The sequence below is a fragment of the Bacillus sp. GMa5/1 genome (assembly GCF_050172015.1).
GTDB lineage: Bacteria > Bacillota > Bacilli > Bacillales > Bacillaceae_G > Bacillus_A > Bacillus_A cereus.
This window is the reverse complement of the sequence record NZ_JBNLYC010000104.1, coordinates 1-15,931: the sequence shown is the minus strand read 5'-3', so window position 1 is coordinate 15,931 and position 15,931 is coordinate 1. Positions and strand designations below refer to the sequence as shown.

The window sequence follows — 15,931 nt, the reverse complement described above, 5'->3', positions numbered from 1 at the left end:
TTTGCATAAGGATATGTATTTTATTAAAATATAAAGATTTTATACTATAATGAAAACCGCTATAAAACTAAGTAAGAATAATGTATAGAGTGGAGAATAGAAATGAAATATAAAAAAATAATATATATCTTTTTCATATCGCTATTTATAGTTGGTTGTCAAAGTGAAGTGAGTAAAGCGAATAGCGTGGAAGAGTATATTCCATCGCATCTTATGAATGCGGAAGTGACGGCGGATATTATGACACTTGAGATGGAACCAGATACTCTTAAAAAGGTAGGGAGTATTGGTCAAAGAATGAGAGAGCATCTAGCAAGTAATATGGAATGGTATTTAAAATATGTAGAAGAACATGCAGAGAAAAAAAGTTTTCCATATCATCCTAATTTCGGTGTTACAAAAGAAGAGTATGAGTTTGTACTAAATGCAATTGATCAAAGTAAATTGGTTAATACAAAAGATGGAAAGCTGAAATTTAAGAAAAAAAATGATCATGAAGTAGAGATTTTTTCAAGTGAAAGTATAAAGCTCCTTAAATATGTAGTTATTGATACGAAGAAGAATACAGTAAAAACATCTCTAGGCGAATGTGAATATTTTGGAGAAATACTAGCGTCACCAGAACAGAAGTTAACTGGTCCTTGGCACGGAAAACAATGGATGTTAAAAAAAGATGACTTAATATATATATTTTCTTTAGGGAAAATTGAAGCAGAAAATAAATCAATTATTGATATTTCCGTGAAAGGTAAATATAAGGGGGAAATTATTAATAAGGAAGAGGCATTAGAGTTTTCTTCAGTTTCTTAAATGATGATAATAAAAAAATCACCTTGCTGTCTAAGCAAAGGTGATTTTTTATTAAATAAACAATCCAGCGATTGTCGCAGATAAAATAGAAGCAAGTGTTGATGCAAATAGCATTTTCCAACCAAATTTAGAAACAACGCTTCCTTGTTTTTCAGAAAGGGCACGGATTGTACCAACGATTGCACCAATTTGGCTAATACTTGCGAAGCTAATTAAGAATACTGTAACGATTCCAACTGTACGTGGAGCTAATGTTGTAGCTGTGTCTTTTAAATCAAGGATTGCTACAAACTCATTTAAAACAATCTTCGTACCCATAATACCACCAGCTGGGATAATATCTTGAGTTGGAATACCCATTAAGAATGCGAATGGAGAAAGTACGTAACCGAAGATTTGTTGTAAAGTAATGGCATGTCCCATTGCGCCTGAAGCTGCACTAATTACGTAGTTTACAACTTCCATCACACCGATAAAGGCGATCATTAATGCGGCAACGATACCAGCTACTTTTAAACCATCAAGCGCACCGTTAATCATTGCACCGATAAAGCTGTCCCCGAATAGAGTTCTATCAAATTTTTGAATCACTTCATCTTCTTTCTTCGTATCAACTGGTGTTAATAACGAACAAACGATTAAGCTTGAGAATAAATTTAGCGGAAGAGCTGCTAGTACGTATTTTGCATCTAACATCATTACGTATGATGCTGTAACAGAAGCAGAAACGGAGCTCATCGCAGAACAACAAATGATAAACATACGGTTTTTATTGAAATGCTGTAAATCGTTTTTAATAACGATTAATGCTTCACTTGAACCGAAGAATACAGAGTTTACTGCGTGGAATGACTCAACGCGTGGTAAACCAGTAATTTTTGAAATAGCACCGCCGACAACGCGAACGATGAATGGTAAAACACCTAAATAACTAAAGATTGAAAGTAGTGCTGAGAAAAATACGATAATTAGTAATACGTTTAAGAAAAAGACAAAATCTCTGTGAATTCCATTAAAGAGAAAATCGACACCTGTCGTACCAAGTTTAATTAGTTTGTTGAAAACTTTACTAATGAAAATAATGATTTGTTGACCAATCTTTGTAGCAAACATAAACCAACCGATTAAAATTTGGAAACCAATCATAATTGCAATTGCACGGAAGTTGATTTTACTTTTGTTGTTTGACAAAGCAAAACATAAACCTAACACGGCAAGAATACCGATAATGCTCATTACATATTGCATGTAGTTGCCCCTTTCAGAAGTTCGTATAAAGTTTGTACATAAAACGCTCGTTATATTACTAAAAATAAAGGAATGAGGTTTTATGTCATACGTAAGATGTCTGACCTTTTAGAAAAATAAAAATAAAAAAAGACCCATATGGATTCACTTTCATCTATGAGAGAAAGCTAATCAATATGAGTCCTTTTTTGCGCATAGGCTAATATTCATTAGTTTTCCCCATAGTCCAGCAATTTAAGGTTGCTGGGTAGAAACTCTCGATCCATATTATCAAGTATATATGAGGTAACATCGTCCGTATTAAATTAGTAGTAGCGTAACATTAACAGAGAACTATCGTCAATAGCTTTTTTTCTTCCAATAGAAAAAGACCATATAAGTATGATAAAATGTAACGCAGTGTTATGAAAAAGAGAGGTCGGAAAATGAGTACTAAAATGACGCCACCAGTTGAGAAAAACGAGTTTATAGATGTAGTATTTGAAGATTTAACACATGATGGTGCCGGTGTTGCGAAAGTAAAGGGCTATCCTATTTTCGTTAAAAACGGATTACCAGGTGAAGAAGCGCAAATTAAAATTATTAAAGTGAAGAAAAACTTCGCATTTGGTCGTTTAATGAAGCTTCATACAGAAAGTCCATATCGTAAAGATGCAGAATGCCCAGTATATAATCAGTGCGGCGGTTGTCAGCTTCAGCACTTAACTTATGAAGGACAATTACAGGCGAAAGAAAAACAAGTACGTGACGTTATGCAGCGCATTGGAGGACTAGGTGATGTTCCTGTTCATCCTGTACTTGGCATGAAAAATCCGTGGGTATATCGCAATAAAGCACAAGTACCAATCGGAGAACGTGAAGGCGGACTTGTAGCTGGTTTCTATCGCCAAGGAACGCATGACATCATTAATATGGAATCATGCTTAATTCAGGCAGAAGAAAACGATACATTAATCCAAGAAGTAAAACGTATTTGTGAAAAGCACGGTATCACTGCATACAACGAAGAGCGTAATAAAGGAACACTTCGTCACGTAATGGCTCGTTACGGACAGGTAACAGGGGAAATTATGCTTGTCTTCATTACACGTACAGCAGAATTGCCGAACAAAAACGCAATCATTGAAGAAATTGCAGCGAAATTCCCAGAAGTAAAATCCATTGTTCAAAACGTAAATACGAAGCGTACGAATGTAATCTTCGGAGATAAAACGACAGTACTGTACGGATCAGAATATATTTATGACTTTATCGGTGACATTAAATTTGCGATTTCAGCACGTTCATTCTATCAAGTAAATCCAGAACAAACGAAAGTGCTATACGATAAAACGTTAGAATACGCAAAATTAAATGGTAACGAAACAGTAATTGATGCCTATTGCGGAATCGGATCAATCTCGTTATTCCTAGCGCAAAAAGCGAAAAAAGTGTACGGCGTTGAAATCGTCCCAGAAGCAATTGAAGACGCAAACCGAAATGCAGCACTAAACAACATGACAAACGCTGAATTTGGCGTAGGAGAAGCAGAAGTAGTCATTCCAAAATGGTACAAAGAAGGCGTAATTGCTGACACAATGGTCGTAGACCCACCGCGTAAAGGCTGTGACGAAGCATTACTAAACACAATCATTGACATGAAGCCAAAACGCGTCGTATACGTATCATGTAACCCAGCAACATTAGCACGTGATTTAAAAGTACTAGAAGAAGGCGGATATAAAACACAGGAAGTACAACCTGTTGATATGTTCCCGCATACGACTCATGTGGAGTGTGTGGCTTGGCTTAAGTTAGTATAATAGGAAAGCAGTTGATATAGAAAAAATCTATACCACCTGCTTTTTGGTTTACAAAAATACCATTCATAAGCGATTTTAGTTAAAATAAATATTGCTGATTTTCACAAATTATAAATTTAGATTTTGAAATTGTATTCATAGTGAGAGGATTTGAATTTGAAATGATAGATAATTTTTGGCGTGAATTACCACGACCATTTTTCGTACTTGCACCAATGGAAGATGTGACAGACGTTGTTTTCCGTCACGTAGTAAGTGAAGCTGGTCGTCCAGACGTATTCTTCACAGAGTTTACAAACTCGGATAGCTATTGTCATCCAGAAGGTATGAAAAGTGTACGTGGCCGTTTAATTTTTACAGAAGACGAACAGCCGATGGTAGCACATATTTGGGGAGACAATCCCGAATACTTCCGTCAAATGAGTATCGGTATGGCAGAACTAGGATTTAAAGGCATCGATATTAATATGGGTTGCCCAGTACCGAATGTAGCATCAAGAGGGAAAGGTAGTGGCCTTATTCTACGTCCAGACGTTGCAGCAGAACTTATTCAAGCAGCAAAAGCGGGCGGACTACCTGTCAGCGTAAAAACAAGACTTGGCTTTAAAGAGTTAAGCGAGTGGGAAGATTGGTTAACTCATATTTTCAAACAAGATATTGCAAACCTTTCTATTCATTTACGCACAAGAGAAGAAATGAGCCAAGTAGATGCGCATTGGGAACTAATTCCGGAAATTAAAAAATTACGTGACCGCATTGCACCAAATACGTTAATAACAATCAATGGAGACATCCTTGATCGTAAAATGGGGCTGGAACTTGCTGAAAAATACGGCATTGATGGCGTAATGATCGGACGAGGCATCTTCAAAAATCCATTTGCGTTTGAAAAAGAGCCAAGAGAGCATAGCAGTAAAGAACATCTAGATCTTTTAAGACTACAACTTGATCTTCAAGATCAATATGCAGAAGTACTGCCACGCTCAATTACAGGACTTCATCGCTTCTTCAAAATTTATGTAAAGGGCTTCCCAGGAGCTGCGGAATTGAGAAATCAATTGATGAGCACGAAGTCGACGGATGAGGTGCGTGCTTTGTTGGATAAGTTTGAGGATAGTGTTAGTGAGGCTCAGGATAGTGAGATGGTTTAACTTTTAAGCAGTTAAATCATTTCATATGTAGTGCATGACATGAGTGAGTTGAAAATAAGTGCAGAGCTGGAAAAGAACAGTGTATTTGAGAAATCAAAGCACTGTTTTTTTCTTTTAGTTAATGTTAAGAGAGAAATCTTTTTATAGGCATATAAAAAACATGTAAGAGCTCTGTAGATACAATGATAGAGAAAAGTTCGGGTAAGACTATAAAACATATCTTTAAAATGTTAAAGTATTAATTTAGCGGACAATAACTAAAAGGTTAGATTAAACATGATAATTTAAAGCAGGTTATAGCATAAACTTTAACCGCTGAATAAATAATCAACATTTCAGGAGGAAACCCAATGGCAATGAGCAACAACGATATATTAAAAAGAGTACGATACGCTTTAGATATAAAAGATATAGATATGGTAGAAATCTTTAAACTTGGCGGGATGGAAGTAACGAAAGAAGACGTAGTTGATATGCTTACAAAAATAAAGAGAGTTCCTCAGCATGAAGCTGAAAATGATGAGGTAGCTGAAGATGAGTACGTAAAAACATGCGATATGATGATGTTAGAGGCATTTTTAAATGGATTTATTACTTTAAAAAGAGGAAAGCAAGATCCGAAACCAGGGCAGCCTGCACCTGTACAGAGCAAGGAGAGTGCCAATAACCTTCTTCTAAAGAAAATGAAAATCGCACTATCTTTAACGAGTGAGGATGTACTTGATATACTAGATAGCGTAGGCGTTACGGTAACAAAAGGAGAGTTAGGCGCTCTATTAAGAAAAAAAGGTCATAAAAATTACAAAGAGTGCGGCGATAGATACGCAAGGAATTTCATTAAGGGATTAGGTGTAAAGTATAGAGGATAATGAGTTCGTTAAAGCAGTAAATGATATAATAGGTAGAGTAGGACGTTCGTATCCTACTCTTTTTTATTTGTAAAAATACTATGCTAGGTGATGAAATGGTACATACATATTTAGGTGAGACAATTAATTTTCATATAACTTATAAGAAGAAAAAGTCCGTGCGTCTTTTTGTAGATTCGTATGGAAATGTAGAAATACAGGCTCCGAAAGGGACACCTGTTGAATACTTAGTCCAGTTGCTAGAAGAGAAGTGGGGTTGGATTCAGACAACACGTAAAGAAATGCAGGAGCGAGCGCATGGACCACAGGAAAAGGATTATGATCAAGGAGAAGGCTTTTTGTATTTAGGGAATACGTATCCGATACAGATTTCCCAAGATGCAAGCATTGAGCAAGACAACGCAGTATTTAAAGGGGATAAGTTACATATTTATGTGAAAGAGCTTAAGGATGAGAAAATACAACAAGCTTTAAAACGATTTTACTATAAGCAGTGTAAATCTTTAGTAGAGAAGAGTATTAAAGCGCATCAAAGTAATTTCAAAACAAAACCACGTTCTATTTGTATTACAGATAGTAGTCGTACTTGGGGTACTTGCGATTCGAATTTACAACTAACATTCAATTGGAAGCTAGCAATGGCACCACAGCGAGTAATTGACTATGTAGTTGTTCATGAAATGTGTCATATGGTTCATTTAAATCATGATCGATCGTTTTGGCGTCTTGTCGGGAAAATCATGCCCGATTATAAGGAAATGGAGAACTGGTTAGCTTTATCTAGTTGGAAGATGACGGTTTAATGTTGCGCTTTGTATAGGTTGCAATTATTGTCAATCTTTGTCGGTAAGTCGATATATTTCGAAAATCGCTGATATATTTGAAGTTGCGCCGATATATTTCGAAAATCGCTGATATATTCGGAGTTGCGCCGATATATTTCGAAAACCGCTGATATATTTGGAGTTGCAATCGATATGTTCAATGAAGAGAAAGTAAAAGGAGAGGTCACAGCAGACATCTCCTCTTTTCGAGTATATAGATTAGCGTCCAAACATCACAACAAAATCCCCATCCACTTTCGCCATCTCATACCCACGATACCCCTCCGAAAGCAAAGCCTGCTGTCCACTAGCATCATTCATTAGAATACTTTGAACATCTGTCCAATCGTTTTCCTTATCTCTGCGCAATTTCTTCACAAAAACATACCGCAGACTACCACCATACTTTTCCTTCAGCGCAGCAATCTCCATTCCTTGCGCAAATTTATCCTTCAAACTCGGAATGTTAAAAGGAGCAACGGTGCAGCATACATAATCATATTTGCTGTCTTCTTTTTGCAATTCTTCCATAATGACTTTTGCTAATATTTTTTGCATACCATTTCCTCGGCAGTTCGGATGAACGTTTGAGATTTCTTGATAGATGACGCGGTGTAGTTCACTTTCTGGCAAACCAATATCAAGCCCTAAATGTTCATCGTCGATAGGAGGGACGAGTAGAGCGCGAAATGCGATGAGTTTGTTTTCGATAAAAGCACCGATCATCATGCCGTTTCCTTCTAGAATGTATTGAAATTCTTCTAGTGAGAGTGGTTGTAAACGACTTTTATCTTCTAGTGCTTCAACTACGATGTTTTGTAGTGATAAAATTTGTTCGATGTGCTCTAGTGATAGTAATGTAACGTGAAATGATTCGTTATTTTGTTTTAATGTTCCTTCGTATAGAACCGTCATATGATAGTCCTCCTTTAGCGTACAACGTCTTGAAAGACGGTTAGTTCTTGTAGTGTATCTTCGTTTATTTCAATACCGAGTCCGGGCTTTTCGTTTAAGCGAATGAATGGTACATCGTAATGTAAGTTTCCAATGTCTTTCGTGAATTTTAATGGTCCTGTTATTTCTACGCTCGTAATGATTTTCTTTGAGAAAGCGACATGGAATCCTGCGGAAGAGGCAACAGATGATTCGACCATTGATCCCACTTGGCATTCAATGCCGGCCATTTCAGCTTGATGAGCGAGCTTTACAGCTGGATATATGCCACCGCATTTCATTAGTTTTATATTCACTTTATCAGCAGCTTCTAATTTAATAATTTGGCGCATTTCACGAGAACTTTTTAGTCCTTCATCAATCATAAGCGGGAGGTCTGTCTTAGAACGGATATGAGCCATGGCATCAATATCGTCCGCGATAACAGGTTGTTCAATCCAGTCAATGTTTAAATGTCCTAATGACCGCAGTGCTGTTAATGTGTTTGCGCTATTTTTCCAGCCTTGGTTTACATCAACGCGAATAGCGATGTCATTTCCTACACGTTCTCGTACAGCTTCAATACGTTTCACATCTTCTTTTACATTCGTACCAACTTTCATTTTGAAAGATTGGTAACCTTTTTGAATCATAGAAGCAGCTTCTTCAGCCATATCTTCAGGATCGGCAATACTTAAAACGTGAGTGACAGGGAATTCTTCATGATAGCGCCCGCCAATTAATTGATATACAGGTTGATTTAGTTTTTTGCCCATTATATCAAACCAAGCAATATCAATTGCAGCTTTCGCTGTTGGAACACCGTAAATTGTATTGTCCATTATGTCGTGTATTTTTTCGATATTCATTGGATTTTTCCCGATTAGAGCAGGGGTTAGCGTATGTTTTAAAGTATGGAAAGTACTTTCCCATGATTCACCTGTGACGTGATCATCAGCAACGCCTTCACCGTAACCGATAATACCTTCATCTGTTTCCATTTTGACGATAATAGAGGGCATATCAGAATAAGAGCCATAACTAATAACAAACGGATTGCGAAGCGGTAAACGAATTGCGTAAAGATGAATAGCTGTAATTTTCATTGAATAGAAACCCCTTCCTGTTTACAATAGTTTTGTACATTTGATATAGTTGACGTTAAATAGTCGTTAATTAATGATAAGGAGTTAGAGAAAATGATGATAAAAATTGCAGTTGTCGGTTCAAAGGAGTTTATGGAGAACCTTTTTCCTATTGCTCAAAAATTAGAAGGAATAGAAATTGATCCATATATTTACCTTCATCCGACGGAATCTTCTGAACTATTAAAGTGTCTAAAGCCTTGTGATGTCATCTTTTTCTCAGGTGCTTTACCTTATTATATGGCAAAAGAAATAAGAGAACAATTACGAATTCCAAGTACATACTTACAGCAAGACGAGACAACTGTCGCATCTTCAATTCTTTCTATCATGTATCATCAAAGTATTCAACCACATAACATTTCCATCGATTTAGTAGACCGCTCGTTTATTACAAATGTGTTCCATGATATTGGTATAAAAGAAAGCCCGCAAGTGTTGGATTATGAAAATATGCTGTGGAGTAAAGATGAGATAAATAGAGTTATCGATTTTCATGTAGCTAAATATCAATCTGGAGAGGCTCATTTAGCTTTAACTAGTATTCACGCTGTTTACGATGAGCTTCAAAAAATAGGTGTTCCTTCAGAGCGTATGATTGATCCAACACAATCCATTATACATGGTCTAAAAGATGCAAAAATAAAAGCTGAGTTAGCAAAAAGCTATTCAGCTACTGTTGGTGCTTGTATTATTTCTTCCTTAGAATTACGAGCGAGTTTGCTTGAAAAACTAGATGTCATTTCAAAAGAACTACGTGGTTCATTTAAACAAGTGGATGAAATGACATGTATTTTGTATACAACTCGTGGTGATATCGAATCGATTATTAAAACAAATGCGATAAATAACTTGTTTGCAAGCGTAGAAGGAACGATAGCTATTGGATTTGGTTATGGAAAAACCGTGAAAGAGGCGGAGCAAAATGCAAAAATTGCTCAAAGTTTTGCAAAGAATAATCCAATAGATCGTTGTTTTTATATACTAACAAGTGATAAAGATTTGTTTGGTCCGTTCCCGAAAGAACAGAGAGTACAAAGTTTGAAAAATGATAATCCGGAACTAATGAAAATAGCGAAGGAAACGAAGCTTAGTCCGGCCAACTTGTCAAAAATCATTCAATTTAGTCAATCGCATCCGTCATTGAAGTTTACAGCAGCTGACCTTTCTGAGTACTTACAAGTGACTCGAAGATCGACAGAAAGGTTGTTAAAGAAATTAGTTGATTACGGGTATGCTCATATTTGTGGCGAGGAAATGCCCTATCAACAAGGGCGACCTCGCGCACTATATGAACTGAATTTACCGCTATTTTTAAGCTTCTAGTTGAGCTTTTTGTTTCTTTAGTAATTCTGCTTTTTCAATGTCTGATAGTTTTACAATTGTGAAGCCTGTTATGCCATAAATGATTGAGATAATAGGTACGATGAAATTCAAAATAGCATAAGGGGCATATTCAAATGCACCTACGCCAAGTGTAGCGAGAATAAATACACCGCACGTATTCCAAGGAACGAAGACAGAAGTTAATGTTCCGCCATCTTCTAATGCTCTGGATAAGTTTTTTGAATGTAGTCCTTTTTCTGTGTATGCATTTGCGTACATTCTTGAAGGGACAACAATTGAAATATATTGTTCAGAGCAAGTAAGGTTTGTTGCAAAACAAGATGCGATAGTAGAAGCGATAAGCCCTTTTGCTGATTTCGCTAACTTTAAAATTTGATTTACAATTGAGCGAAGAATACCTGTATGTTCTAATACTCCTCCGAAAGTCATAGCGACAATTGTCATAGAGACTGTATTCATCATCGAATCTAAGCCACCGCGGTTAAATAGTTCGTCTACTAGCTTGTTTCCAGTGTCTATAACAAATCCAGCTTGGAGTGCACCGACAGATGCTGAGACAGAACCACCTTGAATAAAGACTTGTGATAAAAATCCTAAAATAATACCGACGAGAATCGCTGGTATAGCAGGAACTTTTTTTGCGACCAATACCATAACGACTACGGGTATAATGAGTAGGAAAGGTGAGATAACAAAGTTTTGTTGCAATACTTGTAACGTTTGATCGATGCTTTTCGCATCAATATTGTTAGCGCCGAAGCTTCTTCCTAAGACTGCGTAGACGATAAGAGTAATAATTAAACCTGGAACTGTAGTAAATAACATGTGACGAATGTGTGCGAATAAATCTGTATTTGTTAATCCTGCGGCTAAGTTAGTTGTATCTGAAAGCGGTGACATTTTATCGCCAAAATAAGAGCCTGAAATAATGGCACCAGCAACCATTGGAGCTGGAATTCCCATACTTAGGCCAATTCCCATTCCAGCAACACCAATTGTTCCCATTGTAGACCAAGAGCTACCAATTGCTAATGCAACGATAGAACAAATGACGGTAATGGAAACTAAAAATAGTGATGGAGTTAAAAGTTTTAAACCGTAATAAATCATCGTTGCGACGATTCCACCGCCAATCCAAGCACCAATTGTTAAGCCAACAAGAATAATAATGACGATAGCAGGTAATGCAAGACGAATCCCTTTATACATTGCTTCTTCAAGATCATTCCATTTGTAACCGTAACGCCAAGCGACAATAGAAGCAACGGTTGTACCGATAATAAGTGGAACGTGAGGGGTTTGTTTTAATACAACAATTGTAACCATCATAACTGCAACGGTAATGATAATAGGGATAATCGCTATTCCAAAAGGTATTTCTTTTTTCATAAAGTTCCTCCTTGTTACGTATGTTTGTTTGTATTTTTAGAATTGTCGTAAAATAGACGTTTATTAGGTTATGATAACTAAAAGTTTATGTAAGCGTCAACATAAAAAACAGAAAATAAGGAATGTTCTAGTTGTTTGTTTAGTTTGTAATATAAGTGCAGAGTAAGGTTTTTAAGTATTTAAAAATAAACAATTGACTTTTTTCTTAAAATTCAATATGTTCATAAAAACATCTGTTTTTCATAAGTATAATTAACCCGAATCGTTTGTAATGTGGGAAGGAGACTGGAACGTTGAAAACATTAGAACTACAAGAGCGCTTAACGGAGATTTTTCAGCATTTACACGAAAACCCTGAAGTAAGTTGGAAAGAATATGAAACGACAACGTATATTACTGACTTTTTAAAAGAAGAAGGAATTTCATATAGAACATTTGATGATTGTCCAGGTGTAATTGCTGAGATTGGAGGCGGGAATCCAGTTATTGCGATTCGTGCTGATATGGATGCACTTTGGCAAGAAGTAAATGGAGAATTTAAAGCGAACCATTCATGTGGCCATGATGCTCATATGACCATTGTAATGGGACTTATTTTACAATTGAAAAATATGAGATGGAAAAGTGGTACGGTTAGATTTATTTTTCAGCCGGCAGAAGAGAAGGGTAATGGTGCTTTGAAGATGGTGGAGAAGGGTGCTGTAGATGATGCCGATTTCTTATTTGGCGTCCATCTAAGACCAATTGAAGAACTATCTTTGAAACAAGCAGCCTCATCTATTCGCCATGGAGCAGCAGGATTTTTAGAGGGTATGATTCATGGGGAGGATGCACACGGGGCAAGACCACACCAAGGTGTGAATGCGATTGATGTCATTTCCATGATTAATGTCGGTTTGAAAAATATTTGGCTGCCACCGCAAAGTTCTTATTCAGTAAAAATGACGAGATGCCAAGCTGGTGGTGATAATTTAAATATTATTCCGGGAAATGGTCATTTCAGTTTAGATGTAAGAGCAGAGAGTAATATACTATTAGAAGAATTAAAGAAAAAGATTGAGCATGTAATAGAATCAGCTGCATCGATGGGGTCGAAAATTTCATACGAATGGATGGATCTTGCACCAGGAGCAGAGGTTTCCGAAGAAGCAGAGCGCTTTATGCGTAAAGGTATTCTCGAAGTGTATGGGGAAGAGAGATGCACAGGGCCTCTCTATACGACAGGAAGCGATGATTTCCATTACTATACAGTGAAAAGACCACATTTAAAAGCTGTCATGCTTGGACTAGGAGCAGACCTACAACCTGGATTACACCATCCGTATATGAGATTTGATCATAGTTGTATTATGGATGGGGTAGAAATATTGAAACAAACTGTATTGAAAGTGTTAGAAGACAGGGGCTAAAGAGCTCCTGTTTTTTTGTCGTGAATTGTCGGTAAATCGATATATTTGAAGTTATGATAGATATATTGAGAAAATCGTTGATATATTTGAAGTTACGATAGATATATTAAGAAAATCGTTAATATAATTTCACGTACCTATTAATTTGATGAAAAATGAGCCTCCAGTACATGGTGTATAATAATAAGTACCATTTTTTAATAGGAGAAAACGAATGAACGAACAATATTACGATGCAGTTTTACATATAAAAACAGTCGGTGAGCAAAAAGGGTTTAACAAATCTATGCATTATCACCGTTATGAACCGACGCCGTATAGCGGATTAGATGAGTTACTGAATCAATATGAAATAAAAAGTAGTGACCGAATTGTAGACTTTGGGTGCGGAAAAGGGCGATTAAACTTTTATATGCATCATAAATGTGGGGCTTCAGCAGTTGGAATTGAAATGAATGAAGAGTTTTATAAAGAAGCGATTGATAATCGAGATCGTTATGCACGAAAGGCAAGAAACAGTAAGGGGAAAATTCAATTCCAATGTTGTTTAGCGCAGGAATATAAGATTGATCCACATGATAATAGGTTTTATTTCTTTAATCCGTTTTCTGTGCAAGTGTTTATGAATGTAGTAAATAACATTTTGCTTTCAGTAGAAAATACGGGGAGAGAAGTGGATATTATTTTATATTATCCTTCTGAGGACTATATTTTCTTCTTAGAAAATCAGACTGCGTTTGAGCTGAAGAAAGAAGTTAGATTGCCAGGTGCTTATGAGAAGAATGGGAATGAGAGGTTTTTAGTTTATACATTAGGGTAATAAAAAAACAGGTGCCTTGGCACCTGTTTTTTATTAGTTACGGATTAAGTAATCAAATGCACCTAAAGCTGCGTTTGCACCTGAACCCATAGAGATGATGATTTGTTTGTACGGATTATTTGTACAGTCACCTGCAGCAAACACTCCTGGTACGTTTGTAGCGCCGTGCTTGTCTGTTACGATTTCACCGCGAACGCGTTCAACTGTTTCGCCTAACCAGTCTGTGTTTGGCACAAGACCGATTTGTACGAATACACCTTGTAATTCAACGTGATGAACTTCTTCAGTTTCACGATCGATGTAAGAAATACCGTTTACTTTATCAGTACCAGTGATTTCTTTCGTTTGAACGTTTTTCAGAACAGTTACGTTTGGTAAGCTGTTAAGACGCTCTTGTAATACAGCATCAGCTTTTAATTCTGGCATGAATTCAAGAACAGTTACGTGCTTAACGATACCTGCTAAGTCGATAGCTGCTTCAATACCAGAGTTACCTCCGCCGATAACTGCTACGTCTTTTCCAGTAAATAATGGACCGTCACAGTGTGGGCAATATGCTACACCTTTATTTTTGAACTCAGCTTCACCTGGTACGCCAACATTACGCCAGCGAGCACCTGTAGAAACGATTACGCTCTTACTTTTCAGAATAGCGCCATTTTCAAGTTCCACTTCAATAAGTTCTTTTTTCTCTAAACGTTTCGCACGTTGTAGATTCATTACATCGATGTCGTATTCTTTTACGTGTTCTTCAAGGCTTGCTACTAGCTTAGGACCTTCAGTCTTTTTTACGCTGATGAAGTTCTCAATGCCCATAGTATCCATTACTTGACCACCGAAGCGCTCAGCAACGATACCAGTGCGGATGCCTTTACGTGCTGCGTAAATTGCTGCACTTGCACCAGCAGGGCCCCCACCAACAACAAGAACATCGTATGGATCTTTATCAGAAAGCTCTGATGCATCTGGACCGTTACCCATTTTAGCTAAAATTTCTTCAAGTGTCATACGACCGCTTCCGAAAGATTCGCCGTTTAGGTAAACAGTTGGTACTGCCATGATGTCTTTGCTTTCTACTTCCTCTTTGAATGCAGCGCCATCAATCATAGTATGTGTAATACCAGGGTTAAGAACGCTCATTACGTTAAGAGCTTGTACAACATCAGGACAGTTATGACAACTTAGGCTGATATAAGATTCAAAATGATATTCGCCTTGAATGTTTTTAATTTGATCGATTAATTTTTGTTCAACTTTTGGAGCGCGTCCACTTACTTGTAGTAAAGCTAACACTAATGATGTAAATTCGTGTCCTAATGGAATACCAGCGAATACGACACCAGTGTCTTCACCAGGGCGGTTTACGCTAAAGCTTGGTGTTCTCTCTAATTCAACTTTTTCTACTGTAATCTTAGATGACATAGTAGCTAATTCGTCTACTAGAGCTAACATATCTTTAGATACGTTATCGTCTCCTGCGCTTACCTTAAGTAAAATATCGTTCTCCATTAATTGAAGGTATTGGGATAGTTGTGTTTTTATATCTGCATCTAGTATCATTTTGATCGAACTCCTTAGATTTTGCCTACAAGGTCAAGGCTTGGTTTAAGTGTTGCAGAACCCTCTTGCCATTTAGCTGGGCAAACTTCACCAGGGTTGTTACGTACGTATTGAGCAGCTTTAATTTTGTTAACAAGAATGCTTGCGTCACGGCCGATACCATCAGCATTGATTTCCATAGATTGGATAACGCCGTCTGGATCGATGATGAATGTACCACGAGCAGCAAGACCTTCTTCTTCCATTAAAACGTTGAAGTTTGTAGTGATTGTGCGAGTTGGGTCACCAATCATGATGTACTCGATTTTGCCGATAGTTTCTGAGCTATCATGCCATGCTTTGTGAGTGAAGTGAGTGTCTGTAGATACAGAGTATACTTCAACGCCTAAGTCTTTTAGAGTTGCGTATTGGTTTTGTAAGTCTTCAAGTTCAGTTGGGCAAACGAATGTGAAGTCAGCTGGGTAGAAACAAACTACACTCCATTTTCCTTTTAAACTTTCGTCAGTAACTTGGATAAATTCTCCATTATGGTAAGCATTAGCTTTAAACGGTTTTACTTCTGTGCCGATTAATAACATATTAAAATTCCTCCTAAATGTTGGTTTTGAGCATCAAAAAATAGTG

Annotated in this window: 14 protein-coding genes and 1 riboswitch; of the genes, 8 read left to right on the top strand and 6 right to left on the bottom strand. The window is 37.0% G+C overall.

Translation table 11 applies throughout. The annotated features are described in order from the left end of the window. Positions 1 to 102 precede the first annotated feature (102 nt). Positions 103 to 810, top strand: a complete 708-nt coding sequence (locus ACQGSG_RS20215) for a hypothetical protein (protein WP_000875608.1) — start codon at positions 103 to 105, stop codon at positions 808 to 810. A gap of 51 nt (positions 811 to 861) precedes the next feature. Here ACQGSG_RS20215 and ACQGSG_RS20210 read toward each other — a convergent pair whose 3' ends face one another. Then, entirely contained in the window at positions 862 to 2,058 is a 1,197-nt protein-coding gene (locus ACQGSG_RS20210) for a NupC/NupG family nucleoside CNT transporter (protein ID WP_001200489.1), read from the bottom strand. A 202-nt stretch (positions 2,059 to 2,260) separates the two neighbouring features. Beyond that, positions 2,261 to 2,362, bottom strand: a riboswitch (purine riboswitch). Positions 2,363 to 2,483: 121 nt separating this feature from the next. On the opposite strand from ACQGSG_RS20210, the gene rlmD reads away from it, so the two are divergent. The 4 genes from rlmD (at position 2,484) to ACQGSG_RS20190 (ending at position 6,683) form a co-directional block, all read left to right on the top strand. Further along, positions 2,484 to 3,860: a 23S rRNA (uracil(1939)-C(5))-methyltransferase RlmD gene (rlmD, locus tag ACQGSG_RS20205; protein ID WP_000105038.1), complete on the top strand. Its 1,377-nt coding sequence runs from the start codon at positions 2,484 to 2,486 to the stop codon at positions 3,858 to 3,860. A 161-nt stretch (positions 3,861 to 4,021) separates the two neighbouring features. Next, a complete protein-coding gene (locus ACQGSG_RS20200) occupies positions 4,022 to 5,011 on the top strand; it encodes a tRNA-dihydrouridine synthase (RefSeq protein ID WP_325842799.1) in 990 nt (329 codons plus the stop codon). A gap of 350 nt (positions 5,012 to 5,361) precedes the next feature. Further along, positions 5,362 to 5,880, top strand: a complete 519-nt coding sequence (locus ACQGSG_RS20195) for a DUF1456 family protein (protein ID WP_001251714.1) — start codon at positions 5,362 to 5,364, stop codon at positions 5,878 to 5,880. A 95-nt stretch (positions 5,881 to 5,975) separates the two neighbouring features. Continuing rightward, positions 5,976 to 6,683, top strand: coding sequence for a M48 family metallopeptidase (locus ACQGSG_RS20190; RefSeq protein WP_426947903.1), 708 nt, complete (start codon positions 5,976 to 5,978; stop codon positions 6,681 to 6,683). 240 nt (positions 6,684 to 6,923) lie between these two features. Here the strand turns inward: ACQGSG_RS20190 and ACQGSG_RS20185 are convergent, their stop codons facing one another. Both ACQGSG_RS20185 and ACQGSG_RS20180 read right to left on the bottom strand, forming a co-directional pair. Beyond that, positions 6,924 to 7,619 (bottom strand): GNAT family N-acetyltransferase, encoded by a 696-nt coding sequence (locus ACQGSG_RS20185; protein ID WP_325842800.1) that lies wholly within the window; start codon positions 7,617 to 7,619, stop codon positions 6,924 to 6,926. Between the two features lie 14 nt (positions 7,620 to 7,633). Next, positions 7,634 to 8,743: a dipeptide epimerase gene (locus ACQGSG_RS20180; protein ID WP_325842801.1), complete on the bottom strand. Its 1,110-nt coding sequence runs from the start codon at positions 8,741 to 8,743 to the stop codon at positions 7,634 to 7,636. Between the two features lie 93 nt (positions 8,744 to 8,836). On the opposite strand from ACQGSG_RS20180, the gene ACQGSG_RS20175 reads away from it, so the two are divergent. Beyond that, on the top strand, positions 8,837 to 10,108 hold the full coding sequence (locus ACQGSG_RS20175) for a transcriptional regulator (RefSeq protein ID WP_097998567.1): 1,272 nt from the start codon (positions 8,837 to 8,839) through the stop codon (positions 10,106 to 10,108). Here the strand turns inward: ACQGSG_RS20175 and nhaC are convergent. Next, positions 10,097 to 11,518 (bottom strand): Na+/H+ antiporter NhaC, encoded by a 1,422-nt coding sequence (nhaC, locus tag ACQGSG_RS20170; RefSeq protein WP_000711525.1) that lies wholly within the window; start codon positions 11,516 to 11,518, stop codon positions 10,097 to 10,099. The genes ACQGSG_RS20175 and nhaC overlap by 12 nt on opposite strands. A 293-nt stretch (positions 11,519 to 11,811) precedes the next feature. Between nhaC and ACQGSG_RS20165 the strand changes: the two genes are divergently transcribed. Together ACQGSG_RS20165 and ACQGSG_RS20160 are read left to right on the top strand one after the other, a co-directional pair. Continuing rightward, positions 11,812 to 12,927 carry a M20 peptidase aminoacylase family protein gene (locus ACQGSG_RS20165; protein WP_098218070.1) on the top strand — a complete coding sequence of 372 codons (1,116 nt, stop codon included), beginning with the start codon at positions 11,812 to 11,814 and terminating at the stop codon, positions 12,925 to 12,927. Between the two features lie 214 nt (positions 12,928 to 13,141). Beyond that, a complete protein-coding gene (locus tag ACQGSG_RS20160) occupies positions 13,142 to 13,747 on the top strand; it encodes an SAM-dependent methyltransferase (protein ID WP_048567395.1) in 606 nt (201 codons plus the stop codon). Between the two features lie 33 nt (positions 13,748 to 13,780). On the opposite strand, the gene ahpF is transcribed toward ACQGSG_RS20160, so the two are convergent. Both ahpF and ahpC read right to left on the bottom strand, forming a co-directional pair. Beyond that, positions 13,781 to 15,307 carry an alkyl hydroperoxide reductase subunit F gene (ahpF, locus tag ACQGSG_RS20155; RefSeq protein WP_000599501.1) on the bottom strand — a complete coding sequence of 509 codons (1,527 nt, stop codon included), beginning with the start codon at positions 15,305 to 15,307 and terminating at the stop codon, positions 13,781 to 13,783. Positions 15,308 to 15,321: 14 nt separating this feature from the next. Continuing rightward, positions 15,322 to 15,885: an alkyl hydroperoxide reductase subunit C gene (gene ahpC, locus ACQGSG_RS20150; protein ID WP_000924420.1), complete on the bottom strand. Its 564-nt coding sequence runs from the start codon at positions 15,883 to 15,885 to the stop codon at positions 15,322 to 15,324. Positions 15,886 to 15,931: the final 46 nt, after the last annotated feature.

Coding starts and splice junctions, on each gene's coding strand:
- ACQGSG_RS20185 (WP_325842800.1), bottom strand. CDS start 7,619: ATGACGGTTCTATACGAAGGAACATTAAAACAAAATAACGAATCATTT.
- ACQGSG_RS20175 (WP_097998567.1), top strand. CDS start 8,837: ATGATGATAAAAATTGCAGTTGTCGGTTCAAAGGAGTTTATGGAGAAC.
- rlmD (WP_000105038.1), top strand. CDS start 2,484: ATGAGTACTAAAATGACGCCACCAGTTGAGAAAAACGAGTTTATAGAT.
- ACQGSG_RS20195 (WP_001251714.1), top strand. CDS start 5,362: ATGGCAATGAGCAACAACGATATATTAAAAAGAGTACGATACGCTTTA.
- ACQGSG_RS20180 (WP_325842801.1), bottom strand. CDS start 8,743: ATGAAAATTACAGCTATTCATCTTTACGCAATTCGTTTACCGCTTCGC.
- ACQGSG_RS20210 (WP_001200489.1), bottom strand. CDS start 2,058: ATGCAATATGTAATGAGCATTATCGGTATTCTTGCCGTGTTAGGTTTA.
- nhaC (WP_000711525.1), bottom strand. CDS start 11,518: ATGAAAAAAGAAATACCTTTTGGAATAGCGATTATCCCTATTATCATT.
- ahpC (WP_000924420.1), bottom strand. CDS start 15,885: ATGTTATTAATCGGCACAGAAGTAAAACCGTTTAAAGCTAATGCTTAC.
- ACQGSG_RS20215 (WP_000875608.1), top strand. CDS start 103: ATGAAATATAAAAAAATAATATATATCTTTTTCATATCGCTATTTATA.
- ahpF (WP_000599501.1), bottom strand. CDS start 15,307: ATGATACTAGATGCAGATATAAAAACACAACTATCCCAATACCTTCAA.
- ACQGSG_RS20160 (WP_048567395.1), top strand. CDS start 13,142: ATGAACGAACAATATTACGATGCAGTTTTACATATAAAAACAGTCGGT.
- ACQGSG_RS20200 (WP_325842799.1), top strand. CDS start 4,022: ATGATAGATAATTTTTGGCGTGAATTACCACGACCATTTTTCGTACTT.
- ACQGSG_RS20190 (WP_426947903.1), top strand. CDS start 5,976: ATGGTACATACATATTTAGGTGAGACAATTAATTTTCATATAACTTAT.